Annotated in this window: 10 protein-coding genes; 8 read left to right on the top strand and 2 right to left on the bottom strand. The window is 74.6% G+C overall.

The annotated features are described in order from the left end of the window. Positions 1-107 precede the first annotated feature (107 nt). From J7462_RS27920 to J7462_RS27955, 8 genes are all read left to right on the top strand, one after another. Positions 108-3,299 carry a hypothetical protein gene (locus J7462_RS27920; RefSeq protein ID WP_219468523.1) on the top strand — a complete coding sequence of 1,064 codons (3,192 nt, stop codon included), beginning with the start codon at positions 108-110 and terminating at the stop codon, positions 3,297-3,299. A gap of 366 nt (positions 3,300-3,665) precedes the next feature. Then, the gene (locus J7462_RS27925) at positions 3,666-4,127 is read left to right on the top strand and encodes a hypothetical protein (protein ID WP_219468526.1); all 462 of its coding nucleotides are present in this window, start codon (positions 3,666-3,668) and stop codon (positions 4,125-4,127) included. Between the two features lie 45 nt (positions 4,128-4,172). Beyond that, positions 4,173-6,260, top strand: coding sequence for a histidine kinase (locus J7462_RS27930; RefSeq protein WP_308291056.1), 2,088 nt, complete (start codon positions 4,173-4,175; stop codon positions 6,258-6,260). 82 nt (positions 6,261-6,342) lie between these two features. After that, positions 6,343-7,008 (top strand): response regulator transcription factor, encoded by a 666-nt coding sequence (locus tag J7462_RS27935; protein WP_219468528.1) that lies wholly within the window; start codon positions 6,343-6,345, stop codon positions 7,006-7,008. Between the two features lie 335 nt (positions 7,009-7,343). Next, positions 7,344-7,919, top strand: a complete 576-nt coding sequence (locus tag J7462_RS27940) for a CinA family protein (RefSeq protein ID WP_219468530.1) — start codon at positions 7,344-7,346, stop codon at positions 7,917-7,919. 165 nt (positions 7,920-8,084) lie between these two features. After that, positions 8,085-8,519, top strand: coding sequence for a helix-turn-helix domain-containing protein (locus tag J7462_RS27945; protein ID WP_208569339.1), 435 nt, complete (start codon positions 8,085-8,087; stop codon positions 8,517-8,519). Positions 8,520-8,703: 184 nt separating this feature from the next. Continuing rightward, entirely contained in the window at positions 8,704-9,576 is an 873-nt protein-coding gene (locus tag J7462_RS27950; RefSeq protein WP_219468535.1) for a PspA/IM30 family protein, read from the top strand. Positions 9,577-9,599: 23 nt separating this feature from the next. After that, the gene (locus tag J7462_RS27955) at positions 9,600-10,388 is read left to right on the top strand and encodes a hypothetical protein (protein ID WP_219468538.1); all 789 of its coding nucleotides are present in this window, start codon (positions 9,600-9,602) and stop codon (positions 10,386-10,388) included. Between the two features lie 156 nt (positions 10,389-10,544). Here J7462_RS27955 and J7462_RS27960 read toward each other — a convergent pair whose 3' ends face one another. Both J7462_RS27960 and J7462_RS27965 read right to left on the bottom strand, forming a co-directional pair. Next, a complete protein-coding gene (locus tag J7462_RS27960) occupies positions 10,545-14,141 on the bottom strand; it encodes a hypothetical protein (RefSeq protein ID WP_219468541.1) in 3,597 nt (1,198 codons plus the stop codon). Positions 14,142-14,330: 189 nt separating this feature from the next. Continuing rightward, positions 14,331-15,152 (bottom strand): zinc finger domain-containing protein, encoded by an 822-nt coding sequence (locus J7462_RS27965; protein ID WP_219468545.1) that lies wholly within the window; start codon positions 15,150-15,152, stop codon positions 14,331-14,333. Positions 15,153-15,173: the final 21 nt, after the last annotated feature.

Genomic DNA, 15,173 nt, shown 5'->3' on the forward strand with positions numbered 1-15,173 from the left:
AGAGTCGGCACCGCACCGGCCTCAGTGGCCCGGTGCGGCGTCGGCCCGACCGGGTCGACGCCCGGCGACGGCGGGCGGGGTTGCGCCCGGTGGCGGGAGGAGCAGCGGTGCGGACAGCGACGAGACATGCCCGGGGACGGTCCCCGGGCGGCGGGTGGCGCAGCCGCCGGCTGTGGGCGGCCGGCCTGACGGCGGTGCTGGCGGTCACCATGCACCAGAGTCCGGCCCGCGCCGCCGACCCGGTGCCGTTCGACGAGCAGGCGGTGCACGGGGCGCTGTTCGGGGCCGTCGTGCAACTACGCGACGCCGGGGCCGTCGGCCTGAAGGACGCGCTGCTCACCGCTGAGCTACTCGACTGGCGTACCGGCCAGCCGGGTGCCGACGCGACGCAGGTGGCCGGGCACGTGGCCGCCATTCGGGCGGTCGCCGACGCGGCGGTCAGCGACGCGCGGGCCGAGGACCGGTCCCGGTTCGCGGTGGCGATGGCGGTGCTGGCCCGGCTCGGCGAGTCCACCGGCGCGGTGACCACCGGCCCGGCGGTGCGGGCCTTCCTGGCCAGCACGGTCGGCGCGGAAGGCGCGAACGTGGTGCCGGACGCGTTGAACCTGGTCCGGGGCGGCTACCAGGACGCGGCGTGGAACGCCCGCTCCCGGGACCTGGTCCAGGACACCTGGCGGGAGCTGCACCGGCGGGCCGCCACCGACGACGCGCTGGCCACCGGCTGGGACAGCGCCTTCGCGGGACGGACCGGCACCGGGGTGCGTACCCCGGTCGACGGGTTGCTGGCCGCCCGGATCCACGAGCCGCGCGCCGACGGCAACACCGGCACCCTCGGCTACTACGTGCCGCTGTCCGCGATCCGCGACGTCCGCGGTGACCCGACCGCCTTCAAGGCGCTGGTGCAGGAGCGGGCGTACGCGACGCTGAAGGTGCTCGACGCCGACGGCAACAACCGGATCACCGAGGTGGTCGGCTACGCCAACACGTACCCGCTCAACCAGGACCCGAAGCCGAGCCAGGCGGTGGTCGACGCGGAGAAGGCGAAGACCGAGTCGAACCGCAAGATCTTCGAAGGGCTCGGGTCCACCGTCACGGTGCTGTCCACCCTGGTCGGCTTCGTCGACAAGAAGTTCGGCAAGCAGCTGGAGACCATCGGCAAGGCCGTGGTGACCTCGGTGACCGCGATCAACACGTACGTGACGACGGTGCTCGGGCAGGGGCTGACCATGGCCGCGACGGCGATGGGCACGGCGGTGCTGACCGGCAACCTGCTCGGCGCGGCGGTGAGCCTGATCGGCCTGTTCGCCGGGGGCGGTGACCCGAACGCCGCGATCCAGGCGGAGATCGGCAAGCTGCGCCAGCAGATCGACCGGCTCGCCAAGGGCATCGACAAGCGGTTCGACCGGATCGAGTCGGCGCTCAAGGAGATGTACGCCGGGCTGGTCGCCCAGCTCGACGCGCTCACCAAGGGCCTCGACGAGGTACGCGCCAACCTGGGCCGGATCGCCACCCAGTTGCAGACCATCGAACGCAAGGTCGACTCGATGGCGCTCGCCACCCACGTGGCCCTGGAGAACATCGCCAAGAGCCAGCTCAACCAGGTGATCACCACGTACGTGCACCACAAGGAGATCACCGGGCAGCCGATCCCGGACTACCTGGGCACCTACTACCCGAAGGCCGAGTCGCCGACCTTCACCTTCGCCACCGTCAACGCCTCCGACGAGGGCACCTTCACCGCGCCGGCCGGGACCAGCCTCGCCGACCCGGTCAGCGTGCTCGACACCCACCTGCCCGCCGGTTCGATCAACTACCTCGGCCAGTGGGCGCGTAACCGGGTCGGTGGCACCTGGACCGTCGGCCCGGTCGCCAACGCCGCCGCCTGGACCACCGCCGCCCGGGTCTACAACATCCTGCAACTGGAGAACCCGCAGTTCGCCGCCCAGGTGGCCGCCGGGCGGGGCGACGCCGTCGCCGAGACCGGCCGGACCATCAACGAGCGGGTGCGGCAGTTCAGCCAGCCGACCGCCGACGGCGGCACCAACCCGTTGTTCACCGCGCTGATGGCCGACTACCGCACCGCGGTCGCCGGCTGGAACGCCCAGGTGGAGAACGTGCGCAAGGCGGTGGTCTGGAACGGCAGCGACACCCTGCCGGTGCACGACATGTGGGGCAGCCCGGACCAGGAAATCCCGGCCGCGAACCGGATTCCCGAGGCCGAGTCGATCGGCGGGTGCAGCGCGAGCCGGGTCGGCCGGCCGATCCCGTCGACGGTACGCCGCAGCAACCTGCCCAACGCGTTCCACCTGGCCCGCCACGCCATGCCGCCGGGGCACGCCCCGGAGTTCTCCACCTGCTACGACGCGAACTTCGTCAACGTGGAGGAGCACGAGGGGCCCCGGTTCCAGACCACCACCGGCGACCTCCAGATCACCCTGCGGTCGCGGGTGAAGTGGGCCGGCGGGGACTGGCAGGAGGTGCAGACCGCCACCCGCGTGTTCCCCATCGGCACGTTCTGCTCGTGGGACGTCCGGTCCCCGATCCCGCAGGGCTACTGCTACGACGAGAACAAGTACCTCACCGACCGGTGGGCGGGGACGTACAAGCCGGCGTTCGAGTCGGCGGCGATCCCGGTCGTCGCCACCCAGGCGACGTCCGCCCGCAGCAAGGCCGCCGCGATGCTGTCCGGCCGACAGAAGTACTTCTACCGGGTGATGCGGGCCGGCACCGGGCCGAACCCGCCGAGCAGCGACACCTGGGAGGTGTCCCGGGTGCTCTGGCAGAAGGGCAAGGCGGTCGCGGACGCGCTGCGGCTGTTGCAGGCGTACACCGAGCTGGGCTGGGGCACCGCGCTGGAACTCGACGACAGCCTCGCCGGCTTGCTCTTCGGGGGCAACGGGTTGCCCGCCGACTACAGCCGTCCGCGTAGTGACGCCGACCAGTCGGCCCACCAGCACCTGCGCAACGCGATGGCGCAGGCGGTGGCCAACTACGCCGACTGCGTCCAGACGTTCGACTGGAACCCGTGCGACGGGGAGCGGTCGGGCTTCGACCCGCTGCGTGACCAGGGCCAGTACGGTGCCGGCTGCGTCCAGGCCAGCGTGCCGGACAAGCCGCGTGACCCGCTGAGCGCCTGCCTGGCCAGCGCGGCGTTCGTCCGGGTCGGCCAGCTCGGCCAGCGGTACGACCACTGGTCGTCCCGGGTGCGTTCCGGCGGGCACACCGAGGGGCTGCCGGAGGTGACCGCGGCGACCGACATGACCCGGGCGACCACGGTGAGCATGCATCCGGCGGGCTGACCGCCCACGGACGCCCGACCGGGGAGGGTCCCGCCGGGACCGGGACCCTCCCCGGTCGGGACACCGCCGTGGCCCGATCGCCTCCGCGTCCGCGGCCCACAGATCGTCGGCGACCTTCTGACGACGGGTCGCAGTGCCGGCCCGTCGGGTGCGACGTGGTCGGGTGCCGCCGATCGGTCCCGCCGGCCCGGGACATTCGTCCCGGGCCGGCGGGACGACCCCTGGATGACGATGGTTCGACCGTTCACCGACGACCGCCGGTCCACCCGGCGGTGCCACTGTGGACGGTCGACCACCTACGCTGCGGCGGGGCGGGTGCCGGGAGACCCGCCCCGCCGTCCACGCACCGGCATCCAAGGAGTGATCATGACGCTGAGCGCTGGCGACGACCGACGGATCCTGTTGATCGCCACCAACGACACGTTCTGCCACGTCTACCAGAACCTGGCCGACCTGCTGTCGACCGCCGACCTCGGCGAGAAGCTCGCCGGGGCGGTCGAGTTCTTCGACGTCACCGGCCGACGGCTGCACCCGGTCTTCTCCGCCGACTGGCGGCTGGAGGAGTTGCAGGCCGGCACCGGCCCGGCGGAGCCGGAGGCCGTCCGGAACCGGTTGGCCACGGTGGTCGCGCACGTGACGCAGTACGTCCACGACCACCCGGACGTGCTCGTCCGCTCCCGGATCTCGCTGGAGCGGGCGCTGTCCGAGCTGCCCCGCCTCGACGACCCGGACCTGTCCGAGATCATCGGGGCCCTGCCGGAACACCTCGAACACGACTCCGGCAACTGGCTGCACAACGCCATGCACGCCGCCGGTTGGGCCGACTGACCCACCCGATCCCACCACCGACGACCAACCCCCGGAGGGCCTGCCGTGCCGTCGCCGATCGCCGCGCTGTCCCCGTCCCGCCGGGTCCTGGCCGGGGCGGGCCTGGTCGTCGCCGGGCTCGTCCTGGCCGGGCAGTGGTGGTATCCGCAGCCGGCGGCGCTCGGGCCGGCGGCGCTGACCGGCACGATCGCGGTCGCGTTCACCGCGCTCGGCGGGTTGGTGCTCGCCGGGCTGCCCGGTCACCCGGTGGGCCGGCTGATGCTTGCCGCCGGACTCGTCGCCGGGGCGGCGGTGCTGGCGTTGAGCTGGCCCGCTGTCACCCCGCTGGCCTGGCTGGGGCAGTGGCTCTGGTGGCCGCCGTACGGCCTGATCTTCCTGGCCCTGCTGGTCTTCCCGGACGGCCGGCTGCCGGGCCGGGGATTCCGGCCGGTCGCGGTCGGGCTGGTGGTCACCACGGTGGTGGTGGCTGTGGCGCTGGCGGTGGCCGCCACCAGCGACCCCCGGGGCCTGCTGTTGTCCGCCACGACGGCCGCCGACCCGACCGCGCGGCTGCTGGTCCGGGTCGCCCTGCTGACCGTCGCGGTCGAGTTGCTGCTGGTGGCCGCCGTGCTGGTGGGGCTCGCCCGGCGCTGGCGGCGGGCCGTCGGCGAGGCCCGTCAGCAGTTGGCCTGCCTGCTGGCCGCCGGTGCGCTGTTCCTGCTCGGCTTCCTGCTGGACTGGCTCAACCTCTCCGGCGCGTGGGTGCTGATGGTGATCGCGATCCCGGGCGCGATGACCCTGGCGGTGCTGCGTCACCGGCTCTACGGGCTGGAACAGGTGATCAACCGGACCCTGGTCTGGCTGGTGATGAGCCTGCTGGTGATCGCCGCCTTCGTCGGGGTCGTCGCGCTGCTGCGGGACCTCGTGCTGCGCGGGGACACCTCGAACGCGTCCCTGGTGGCCACCGGCCTGATCGCGGTGACCTTCGAGCCGCTGCGGCACCGGGTGCAGCGTGGGGTGAACCGGCTGCTCTACGGCGACCGCGACGAGCCGTACGCGGTGCTGGCCCGCCTCGGTGACCTGCTGGAGCGGACGGTCCAGCCGGAGGCGGTGCTGCCGCTGCTGACCGGCACCATCGCCCGTTCGCTCCAGGTGCCGTACGTGGCGGTGGAACTCGGCGGGGAGCACGCCGACGACGGGCGGCCCGGCCGGGTGCACGCCGCGCACGGCCAGGCCACCACCGCCCTGGAACGCTTCGACATGGTGACCCACGGGGAGTGGGTGGGGCGGCTGGTGGTGGCCCGCCGGGCAGCCGGTACCCGGTTCACCCCGGTCGAGCGGCGGCTGCTCAGTGACGTCGCGATGCACGCCTCGGTGGCCGCCGCGACCGCCCGGCTGATCCGTGACCTGCGGGACTCCCGGGAGCGCCTGGTGACGGCCCGGGAGGAGGAACGCCGTCGGCTGCGTCGGGACCTGCACGACGGCCTCGGTCCGACCTTCGCCGGCATGTCCATGCAGGTACGCGCGGCCCGCAAACTCGCCACCGCCGACCAGGACCGGCTGACCCGCATCCTCGACGGGCTCGCCGACGACCTGCTCACCTGCACCAGCGAGGTACGCCAACTGGTCGACCAGCTCCGTCCGGCCGCCCTGGACCGGGGGTTGGAGTCGGCGCTGCGGGCCGAGTGCCAGCGCTTCGACGGTCCGACGCTGACGGTCCGGCTGAGTGTCGCCGACGCCCTGCACCGGTTGCCGGCCGCCGTCGAGGTGGCGGCGTACCGGATCGTCGGTGAGGCGCTGGCCAACACGGCCCGGCACGCCGGGGCGACCTGCTGCGACGTGGTGGTGCGCCGGGGCCGGGGGCTGGTCGTCGAGGTGTCCGACGACGGCACCGGTATCGTCGCCCGCCGCCCCGGCGGGGTGGGCCTGGACTCGATCCGGGAACGGGCCGCCGAACTGGGCGGCGACTGCGAGTTCGTCGACCGGTCCCCGCACGGCACCCTGGTCCGGGTCCGCCTCCCCCTCCCACCCCCCGCCCCACCCGCCCCGCCCCCACCCCACCCGCCCCCGCCCCGCCCACCCCCACCCCGCCTGCCCCCGGTGATCAAGAGGTTTGCGTCAGAATTCGCCCGGAGGATGACGCGAACCTCTTGATCACCGCGAGCGGGCCGGATCCGGAGCGGGGCGGGGCGGGTGGGGGTCGGGGGGAGGAAGGCTCGGCGGGAGGGGGAGGGCAGTGACGGGAGACGGGGCTCGTGGCGGGGCGGTGCGGGTGCTGGTCGTGGACGACCACCCGGTGGTCCGCCGTGGCCTGCGCACCATGCTGGAGGGCGAGACCTGGGTCGACGGCGTCGTGGAGGCGGCCACCTGTGCCGAGGCGGTCAGCATCGCGCTGACCGAGCCGGTGGGGGTGGTCGCGATGGACGTGGCGCTGCCCGACGGCGACGGCGTGGAGGCGACCCGCCGGATCGTGCAGGCCCGACCGGAGACCCGGGTGCTGATGGTGACCATGTCCGACGACGAGGACGTGGTCAGCCGGTCGCTGCGGGCCGGTGCCCGGGGTTACGTGCTCAAGGACACCGACCCGGACGTGATCGTCGACGCGCTGCGTACGGTGGCCGGCGGCGGGCTCGTCCTCGGCCCCCGGATCGGCCCACAGGTGCTGACCAGCCTGCGCCGCCAGCCGGTCGAGCTGCCGCCCCCGTTCGACCGGCTCACCCCCCGGGAACGGGACATCCTGCGCCGGCTGGCCGCCGGTGACACCAACGCCCGGATCGCCCGGCACTTCGGGCTGAGCGAGAAGACGGTCCGCAACCAGCTCTCGGCGGTCTTCGCCAAGCTCGGCGTCGCCGACCGGGTCCAGGCCGCCCTGCTGGCCCGGGACGCCGGCCTCACCGGCTGACCTGCCCGGTCCCGGGTGGCCCGCCGGCCTCACCGGCTGACCTGCCCGATCCCGGGTGGCCCGCCGGCCTCACCGGGTGGCCCGCCGGCCTCACCGGGTGACCCGCCCGGTTCCGGCTGACCCGCCGGCCCCGGCTGGCCTGCCCACCCCGGCGGACCTGCCCACCCCGGCGGACCCGCCAGCCTCGGCGGACCTGCCCGTCCGGCTGCCCCGCCAGCCCCGGCCGACCCGCCCACCCAGGCGGGCCGTCGGCACGGGCACCGGCACCGGCACCGGCAGCGATGATCAGGCGGGAGAGCATGAGTAGCGGGATGACCTCGGGGAAGGAGGACGGCATGGGGACCGATGCGAAGCACGAGCAACCGGTGGGCAGCCCTGCGGCGGGTGTGGTGCACAGCCTGCGTGAGCGGCAGCAGACCCTGGCCACCGTCGAGTCCCTGACCGGCGGGCTGCTGGCCGCCGCGATCGTGGACGTCGCCGGAGCCAGCGCCGTCTACCGGGGTGGACTGGTGACGTACGCCACGCAGTTGAAGGCGGAGTTGGCCGACGTACCCGAGGAGTTGCTGGCCGAACGCGGGCCGGTCGATCCGGACGTGGCCATCGCCCTGGCCGAGGGGGGTCGGCGGCGCTGCGCCACCGACTGGGGGTTGGCCACCACCGGGGTGGCCGGTCCCGAGCCGCAGGACGGCAGACCGGTCGGCCTGGTCTATGTCGCGGTGGCCGGCCCGGGTGGCCCGGTGGTCCGTCGGCTGGACCTCGACGGGGGGCGGGAGCACATCCGGGCGGCCACGGTGATCGAGGCGTTACGCCTGGTGGCGGCGCGGATCCACCGGGCCTTCCCGGAAGCCGGGCCGGGCCCGCGCACCGGGCCGACGGCCACCGTCCCCCCGGCCGGCGCGGGTCGTCGCTGACCAGCCTTGTCCAGATCCGACAGCCGGGGTGGGATGTCGCCGGGCCCACCAACGGGTACGGTTGCGGGAAGGCTCCGGCGTACGGCGTCGGCGGCGGCGCGGTCCACCGCGTCCGGCGCGGGCGACCATCCGCCCGGAGAGTGAATCCCGTCAGGGGGAGGTGCGATGGTCCTGCTACGCCGGGTGATCGGTGACGCACTTCGGGCGCGCCGCCAGGGTCAGCACCGCACCCTGCGCGAGGTCTCCACCGCCGCCAACGTCAGCCTCGGTTACCTGTCCGAGATCGAGCGCGGCCAGAAGGAACCCTCAAGCGAGCTGCTCGCCGCCATCTGTGACGCGCTCGGTGCCCGCCTGTCCGAGTTGTTGCGCGAGGTGAGCGACACCGTCGCGCTCGCCGAGCAGTTGCCGGGCGTGCTCATGCCGGTGCAGGACGACCCGGCCGCCGCCGGGAGTGTGCGCAAGGCCACCGGCCGGGGCGTGCGTCAGGTGACCACCGACGGCGCGGTCGCCGTCTCGGTCCGCCAGGACTCCCCGCTGAAGGCCACCCTGCGTAGCTCCCGGGTCCGTCCCAGCGACCGTGACGTGGTCTGCGCCGCCTGACCCCCGTCCGGTCCCGTGGCCGGGGTGGCCGACGCCGCGTAGTGTTGATCGCAGGTCGCCGGAGCACTCCCGCAGCCCGAACGACCCTGTTGGCGTCGGGCTGCGACGATGGGGCGCTCCGTGCGGCCCGTCCGGCCCCGGTGTGGCCGGGGCGCAGCGACGCTACTGAGGGGATACCGCGGAGATGGCGAACCCGTTCGTCAAGGGCTGGAAGTACCTGATGGCGCTCTTCGGTGCCAAGATCGACGAGCACGCCGATCCCAAGGTGCAGATCCAGCAGGCCATCGAGGACGCGCAGCGTCAACACCAGGCGCTGGTCCAGCAGGCGGCGGCGGTGATCGGCAACCAGCGGCAGCTGGAGATGAAGCTCTCCCGGCAGATGACCGAGGTCGAGCGGCTCCAGGGCAACGCCCGGCAGGCACTGGTCCTCGCCGACCAGTCCCGGGCCAAGGGCGACGAGGTCGAGGCCGGTCGCTACGAGCAGTCCGCCCAGGTGCTCGCCACCCAGCTGGTCTCGGCCGAGCAGGCCACCGAGGACCTCAAGACCCTGCACGACCAGGCGCTCGGTGCCGCCGCCCAGGCCCGGCGCGCGGTCGAGAACAACTCCATGATCCTCCAGCAGAAGCTCGCCGAACGGACCAAGCTGCTCAGCCAGCTCGAACAGGCCAAGATGCAGGAGAGCGTGGCCCGTTCGCTGGAGTCGATGTCCTCGATGACCGCGCCGACCAACACCCCCTCGCTGGACGAGGTGCGCGACCGCATCGAGCGCCGCTACGCCAACGCGATGGGCCGTGCCGAGCTGGCCGGCAACTCCGTCGAGGGGCGGATGTTGGAGATCCAGAAGTCGACCCTGGACAGCGCCGGTTCTTCCCGGCTGGAGCAGATCCGGGCCAGCATGGCCGGTGACCAGCTCGGTGGCCGGCAGGAGCAGCCGGCGGTGCAGCAGCTGGCCCAGCCGGCCGCCCCGACGGCCGACCCGGCCGCCGCTGCCCGGCTGGACGAGATCCGGGCCAGCATGGGCCGCGACCGCGGCGTGGGGGACACCACCGCCGGCTGAGCGGCCGGCACGAGGAGGTACGGGTGGCCGACGAGCGAACGCGACACTTCCGTCGACTGGGCCGGCTGCGGCGCTCCGCCCGCCGGTGGAGCGTCCTGGCCGGTGGGCTCACCGGCACGGCGGCGGTGCTGACCCCGTACGCCGGACTGGGGTTGCCCGATGCGGCCTGGGCTGGTGCCGCGGGTAGCGCCGTCGCGCTGGCCGCCTGGCGCTGGATCGACCTGCGGGCGTTCGCCGCCCGCCCGGTCCCACCCGCCCTCGACCCGGCCGAGGCCGCCGCCCGGTCCCGGGCCCGACTGGTCGCCGCCGTCGAACGCCTCCCGGTCGGCCCCGGTGTGCTGGCCGAGGCCCGCCGGTTCCGCTCCCGGTTCGCGTTGCGCGGCACCTCCGCCGCCGAGTCCTGGGCGCGGCTGGACCGGGCCGCGCTCGCCCTGGCCGGGATCGCGCCCCGGCTCACCGGCCTGGCGGAGCCGGCGGTGCTGGAGGCGGCAGCCGCCGACCGGTCGCTGCGGGACCTGGCCGACCGGACGGCCGGCGTGGAACGCGCCCTGCGGCTGGCCCCGCCCGAGGCCCGGCCCCGGCTCGCCGAGGCCCACCGGGCCCTGCGGGACCAGTTGGTCGACGGGGTGACCGCCTACGAGGGGCTGGTCGCCGCCGCCGCCGGCTACGTCGCCGAGGACGCCCAACCGGAGGTCGTCGCCGACCCGGCCGCCGCCCGGCTGATGGAGGCGACCGATCTGTTGCACGGCGTCGCCGCCGCCCTGGCCGAACTACGCACCGTCGGCGAACCCCTGCGCACCCCCACCCGCTGAACCGACCACCGGCTGGGCCGGGGCGTCCGCTGGCCGACCACCGGCTGGGCCCGGCTGCCCGCCCGGGCGGGCAGCCGACCGCAGCGTCCGACCGGCCGGGTCGCCCTGCCCACCCGGCCGGTCCGTCGGGTCGCCCGCCGGAGTCGGCGGTCGTTCTCAGCGGGGGGTGTGGACGGACACCGGGCCGGTCCAGGGGGAGTTGCCCACCACGGTGAACGAGCGGACCCGGTAGTGGTAGGTGACGCCCCGGGCCAGACCGGTGTTGGTGAAGCTCCGGCCGGTGACGGTGAAGCTGGCCACCTCCCGGGCGAACTGCGGATCCACCGCGCGCTGCACCACGAACCCCGCCCCCGGCCCCGTCGGCAGGCTCGCCGACCAGGTCAACGACACCGTCGCCGTGTCCGGCGCGGGGACGCCGACCGTCGCGGCGACCCTGGTCGGGGTCTCCGGCACCGCCGGGGTGGTCACCGTCGCCACCGTCGACCACGGTGACGCCGCACCGAGGTAGGTGGTCCGGACCCGGTAGTAATAGGTGGTGTCCGGGGCGACCGCCGGATCGAGGTGGCGGTCGGTCACCGGCACGGCGGTGGTGCCCGGACCGCTGGTGAAGGTCGGGTTGGTGGCCCGCTGCACGTCGAGGCCGGTGGCGAAGGAACGGTTCACCCACCGCAGCGCCACCCGCAGGGGCGCGGCCGGCGGCACCGTCGCGGCCAGTCCGCTCGGGGCGGGCAGGCGTACCGACGCGGGGCTGCTGTTCGACCAGGCCGAGCAGCCGGCGGCGTTCTCGGCCCGGATCCGGTAGTGGTACGTGACCCCCGGGGTGATGGTGGCGTCGGTGTAGCGGGTCGCCGTACCCGCCACGGTGATGGTGGTCAGCCCGGTGCCGAAGGTGGCGTCGGTGGCCCGTTGCAGCAGGTGGCTGGTGGCGGCCGGCCGGCTGCCGTTGCCCGTCCAGGCCAGCGCGATCGCCGGGAGCGCGGTCGCCGAACCGGGCAACGGCGTCGCGGTCAACCCGGTCGGCGCACGGGGCGAGACCCGCAGCACCAGGGGTCGGCTCATGCCCAGGTCCCGCAACCCCGCTGCGGCGCTGGCCCAGCGGAACTCCCACCCCAGGTCCACCGGATGGTTGACCACCGTCGCCGGACGACCGTCGAACGGGCTGACACCGACGGCGTCGAGGCGTACCCCGGTCGGTCGGGTCGGGTCGAGCAGCCGCCGGCTGTCGGCGACCTTGAACGGCAGCGGCGGCACCTCGGGCCGGAGGGCCACCACCAGGTCCTCGGCCGGGTTGATCCGGACGATCTGTTTCCAGCCCAGCTCACCGCCGTCCGGGGCGCGGACCGTGCCGTCGCCGCCGATGCGGTGGACCACCTGCACGTCGCAGCCGTCGAAGCGGACCGGATGGGTCTGCCGGCCGGTGCCGCTGATCCGCCACAGCTGGATGCCGTCGGCGGGTTCGTCCGCGCCGGCCGTCGGGTCGGCCGCGACGAGGATCTCGGTGGCCGGTTCGGTCGGGCCGAGCGGGAGGGTCACCGGGCCGAGCGGGCTGGCTTTCGGGTGGGGCACCCCGAGCCGGCCGGCGCGTCGGCCGTACTCCGACTCGAAGACCGTCCCGACGGTCTTCATCTGGATCGGCAGGGTGACCGCTGCGGCGGCGCCGGGTGGGGTGAAGGTGGCCGAGGTGGCGTGTGCGGGGGCGACGACCCCTGGGGTCGTGGTGGTGCCGAACGCCCGGTCGTACTCCCGTTGCGGCACGATCGGGGGGCGCTGGCTGGCCGCGTACGCGGCGGGCAGCCGGGCGGCGAGCCGGTCCAGGTCGTACCGGCGGGTCGGGGTGCCGGTCACCCGGAACTGGAGCACGGTACGGGTGTTCGGGCCGTACCCGGGCAGGGTGGTGGGGCCGCCGCCCTCGGCGCGGTGGTCCCCGGCGGCGGTGTGCCGGTCGTAGCGGGGGTCGGCGTCGGGTAGTGGGGCCGGGCAGTCGTTGTAGAGCAGCACCGTCGCCCCGGGCGGCAGGGTGGAGAAGTCGACCAGCACGTCGGCCCGTTCACCGGGGGCGAGCAGCAGCGCGGCCGAGTCCACGTTGAGCACCGTCGGGTCGCGGCGGTCGTAGCGGTAGCCGACCGGGCGGTTGGGCACCACCACCGGGGCGGGGAGCAGCCCGCACTCGTTGCCGATCTGGATCATCGGTGGGCCGGCGGCGGCCGGGTCGGGCACCCCGCCGTCGCGGCCGTCGGTGGGCCAGTCCGCCGGCCGGCCGGGGGTACGCACGGCGTCCACCATCGGCACCTCACCGGCGTCGGCGTCGGCCAGGCTCCCGTCGGCCCGCCACATCGGCCCGTCGGAGCGGGCCCGGTAGAGCTGGAGGTTGAGGGCCCGGTCGGCGCAGCCGTTGACGATCCGGAACCGGTACGCCGTCGGCCGTACCCGCAGGTAGGGGTAGGCGACGCCGTTGACCAGCATGGTGTCCCCGTAGGCCGCGGGCACGGCGCTGGGGTGCGGCACCCCGGGGGCCTGCGGGGGTTCCTGCGGGGCGGCCACCGGATCGTGGTGCGGGTTGTCCACCGGGCCGACCCGGGGCGCGTCCCGGTCGTCGGCGCCGGGCAGCCACGGGCCGTAGTCCCAGCGCCCGGTGGGGTTGCGCCCGCAGTCCCGGTACGGGTCCTGCCGGGGCTGGTAGACGTGCGGGTGCCACAGGTTGCCCCGGGTACCCCAGCGGTCCCGGTCCCAGGTGGGGTCCTCGGCGGCGAGCTGGGCGTCGTCGGGGACGAAGGTGCGGTCCTGGATCACCAGGGGGAGCTGGTCGGCGGGGAGCACCCCGTCGGCGACCAGCTCGTCCTCGACCGGGTCGGTGAGCAGATAGAGGGCGAACTGGCCGGACAGGACGGTCAACCGGGACAACCCGAGGGTGTTGTCCTGCAGGCACATCAGCCGGCCGCTCTGCGCGTTCGGGTAGTAGAGCGTGGTGGCCCCCGCCCCGGGGGGCGGCATGTCCGGCACGTGGGTCAGGCCCGGCCCGGTCGGGTACGGGGTGATCTCCCCGGCCGGGGTCACCCACTGCCACGGGTTGCCGGCGCTGATCCAGCCGGTGTGCGCGCCGGACAACTGCAACACGGCCCGGTTCTGCGGGTAGGGCGCCGGCCCCTCCAGCGGCCCCGCCCCGGCCCCCGGGAGGCTGGTGTCCACCGGCAGGAACAGGTCCCCGGCCGGGCCGGTGGGGAGTTGGTTGATGAACTTGATCCGTACCGGGCGGTCCCGCCGCGCCATGATCAACGGCCCGAGGTGGTAGGGCCGTTCCGGCGGGGCGACGGTGTTGTGCCCGTCCGGGTCGGTGCCCAGGTTGAGCTGCCGGTAGCCGCGCAGCCGGGTGGTGGGCAGGTCCCGGTGCAACCGTTGGGTGTACTCGGACAGCCCGATCTCGTAGTAGTCGCAGCCCGGCCAGCTGACCGTGTCCGGGGTGGCGACGGGCAGGTGAGCACCCAACTCGGTGTGTCCGGCGGGGCCGGGCACCGGAAGTGCGTCGACGAACTTGCGCAGCCCGGTGCCGGTGACCGCCCGGCCCTGCGGGTCGGGTACCGGCAGCGGGCTGCCGGCGAAGTTCGGCACCGGCCCGAAGCAGTGCGGCACGGCGGCCGGGTCGAGGCTCGCCGGGGTGGGACCGGCTGCGCCGGTGCGGGCCGCCGGCACGGTGGGCCGTTCGGTGTGGACGACCCGGGTCGTCCAGGGTGGTCGCAGTCTGCGGAACAGGGCCATGGCTCTCCCCGGGCACGGGGACCCGCCGCCCCACACCCCGGCGTGGTGGGCGGTCGCGTCCGGTGGTTACGAACGGTGAGCGCTCCACCGCAGCATGCGACGTCGGCGGCCGGATAGGAATTACCCATTCGTCCGTGTCTGCGGGTCGTCCCGCCAGGCGGGAGGTGACCCGGCGTCGGTCGCGCCCGCTCAGCCGGCCGCCGGGGTCGGGGCGGGTGGCGGCTGGCAGGTCGGGCACCAGTAGGTGACCCTTTCGCCCAGCTCCTCCTTGGCGATGGCGGTGCCGCAGCGGCGGCACGGCTGGGCCCGCCGGCCATAGACGTAGCTGGTCTGCCCCCGGCGCAGCGAGCCGGTGGTGCTCTGGGTCCACCGGCCCCGGTTGGCGGCGAGCAACCGCTGGGCCAGGGTCACCGTGCCGGCCAGGTCGGGCACCGCGCCGACCGGCGTCCAGGGGGAGATCCCGCGCAGGAACAGCAGCTCACACTTGTAGAGGTTGCCCACCCCGGCCAGGTTGCGTTGGTCCAGCAGCGCCTCCCCGATGGTCACCTCCGGCGCGGCGGCGAGCCGACGGGCCGCCTCGGCCGGGTCCCAGTCGTCGCCGAGCAGGTCGGGGCCGAGGTGCCCGAGCAGGCGCTCCTCGTCGGCGGTGGGCAGCAGGGCCAGCTCGTGCAGGTGGTAACCGACCGCTACCGCCTTCGGGCTGTGCAGCACCACCCGGATCAGGTGCGCAGGCCGGCCCGTCCACCGTTCCCCCGGGGCGTACGCCCGCCAGGCGCCGTCCATCCGCAGGTGGGAGTGGAGCGTCCAGGCGGTGGTCGGGGCCGCCTGTGGGGGTGCGGTCAGCCGGAGCAGCAGGTGTTTGCCCCGGCTGGCCGACTCGCGCACCGTCCAGCCGGACAGGTTGGTGGTGGCGAGGGTCGGCACCCGGAAGTCGCTGCTGGTGAGCCGGGTGTCGGCGAGCGCCCGGTGCAGGACGCGGGCGGTGTTCCAGACGGTGTCTCCTTCGGGCACCCCAGCATTCTCCCTCGTCCG

This window comes from Micromonospora sp. RL09-050-HVF-A (assembly GCF_019374995.1).
Lineage (GTDB): Bacteria > Actinomycetota > Actinomycetes > Mycobacteriales > Micromonosporaceae > Micromonospora > Micromonospora antibiotica.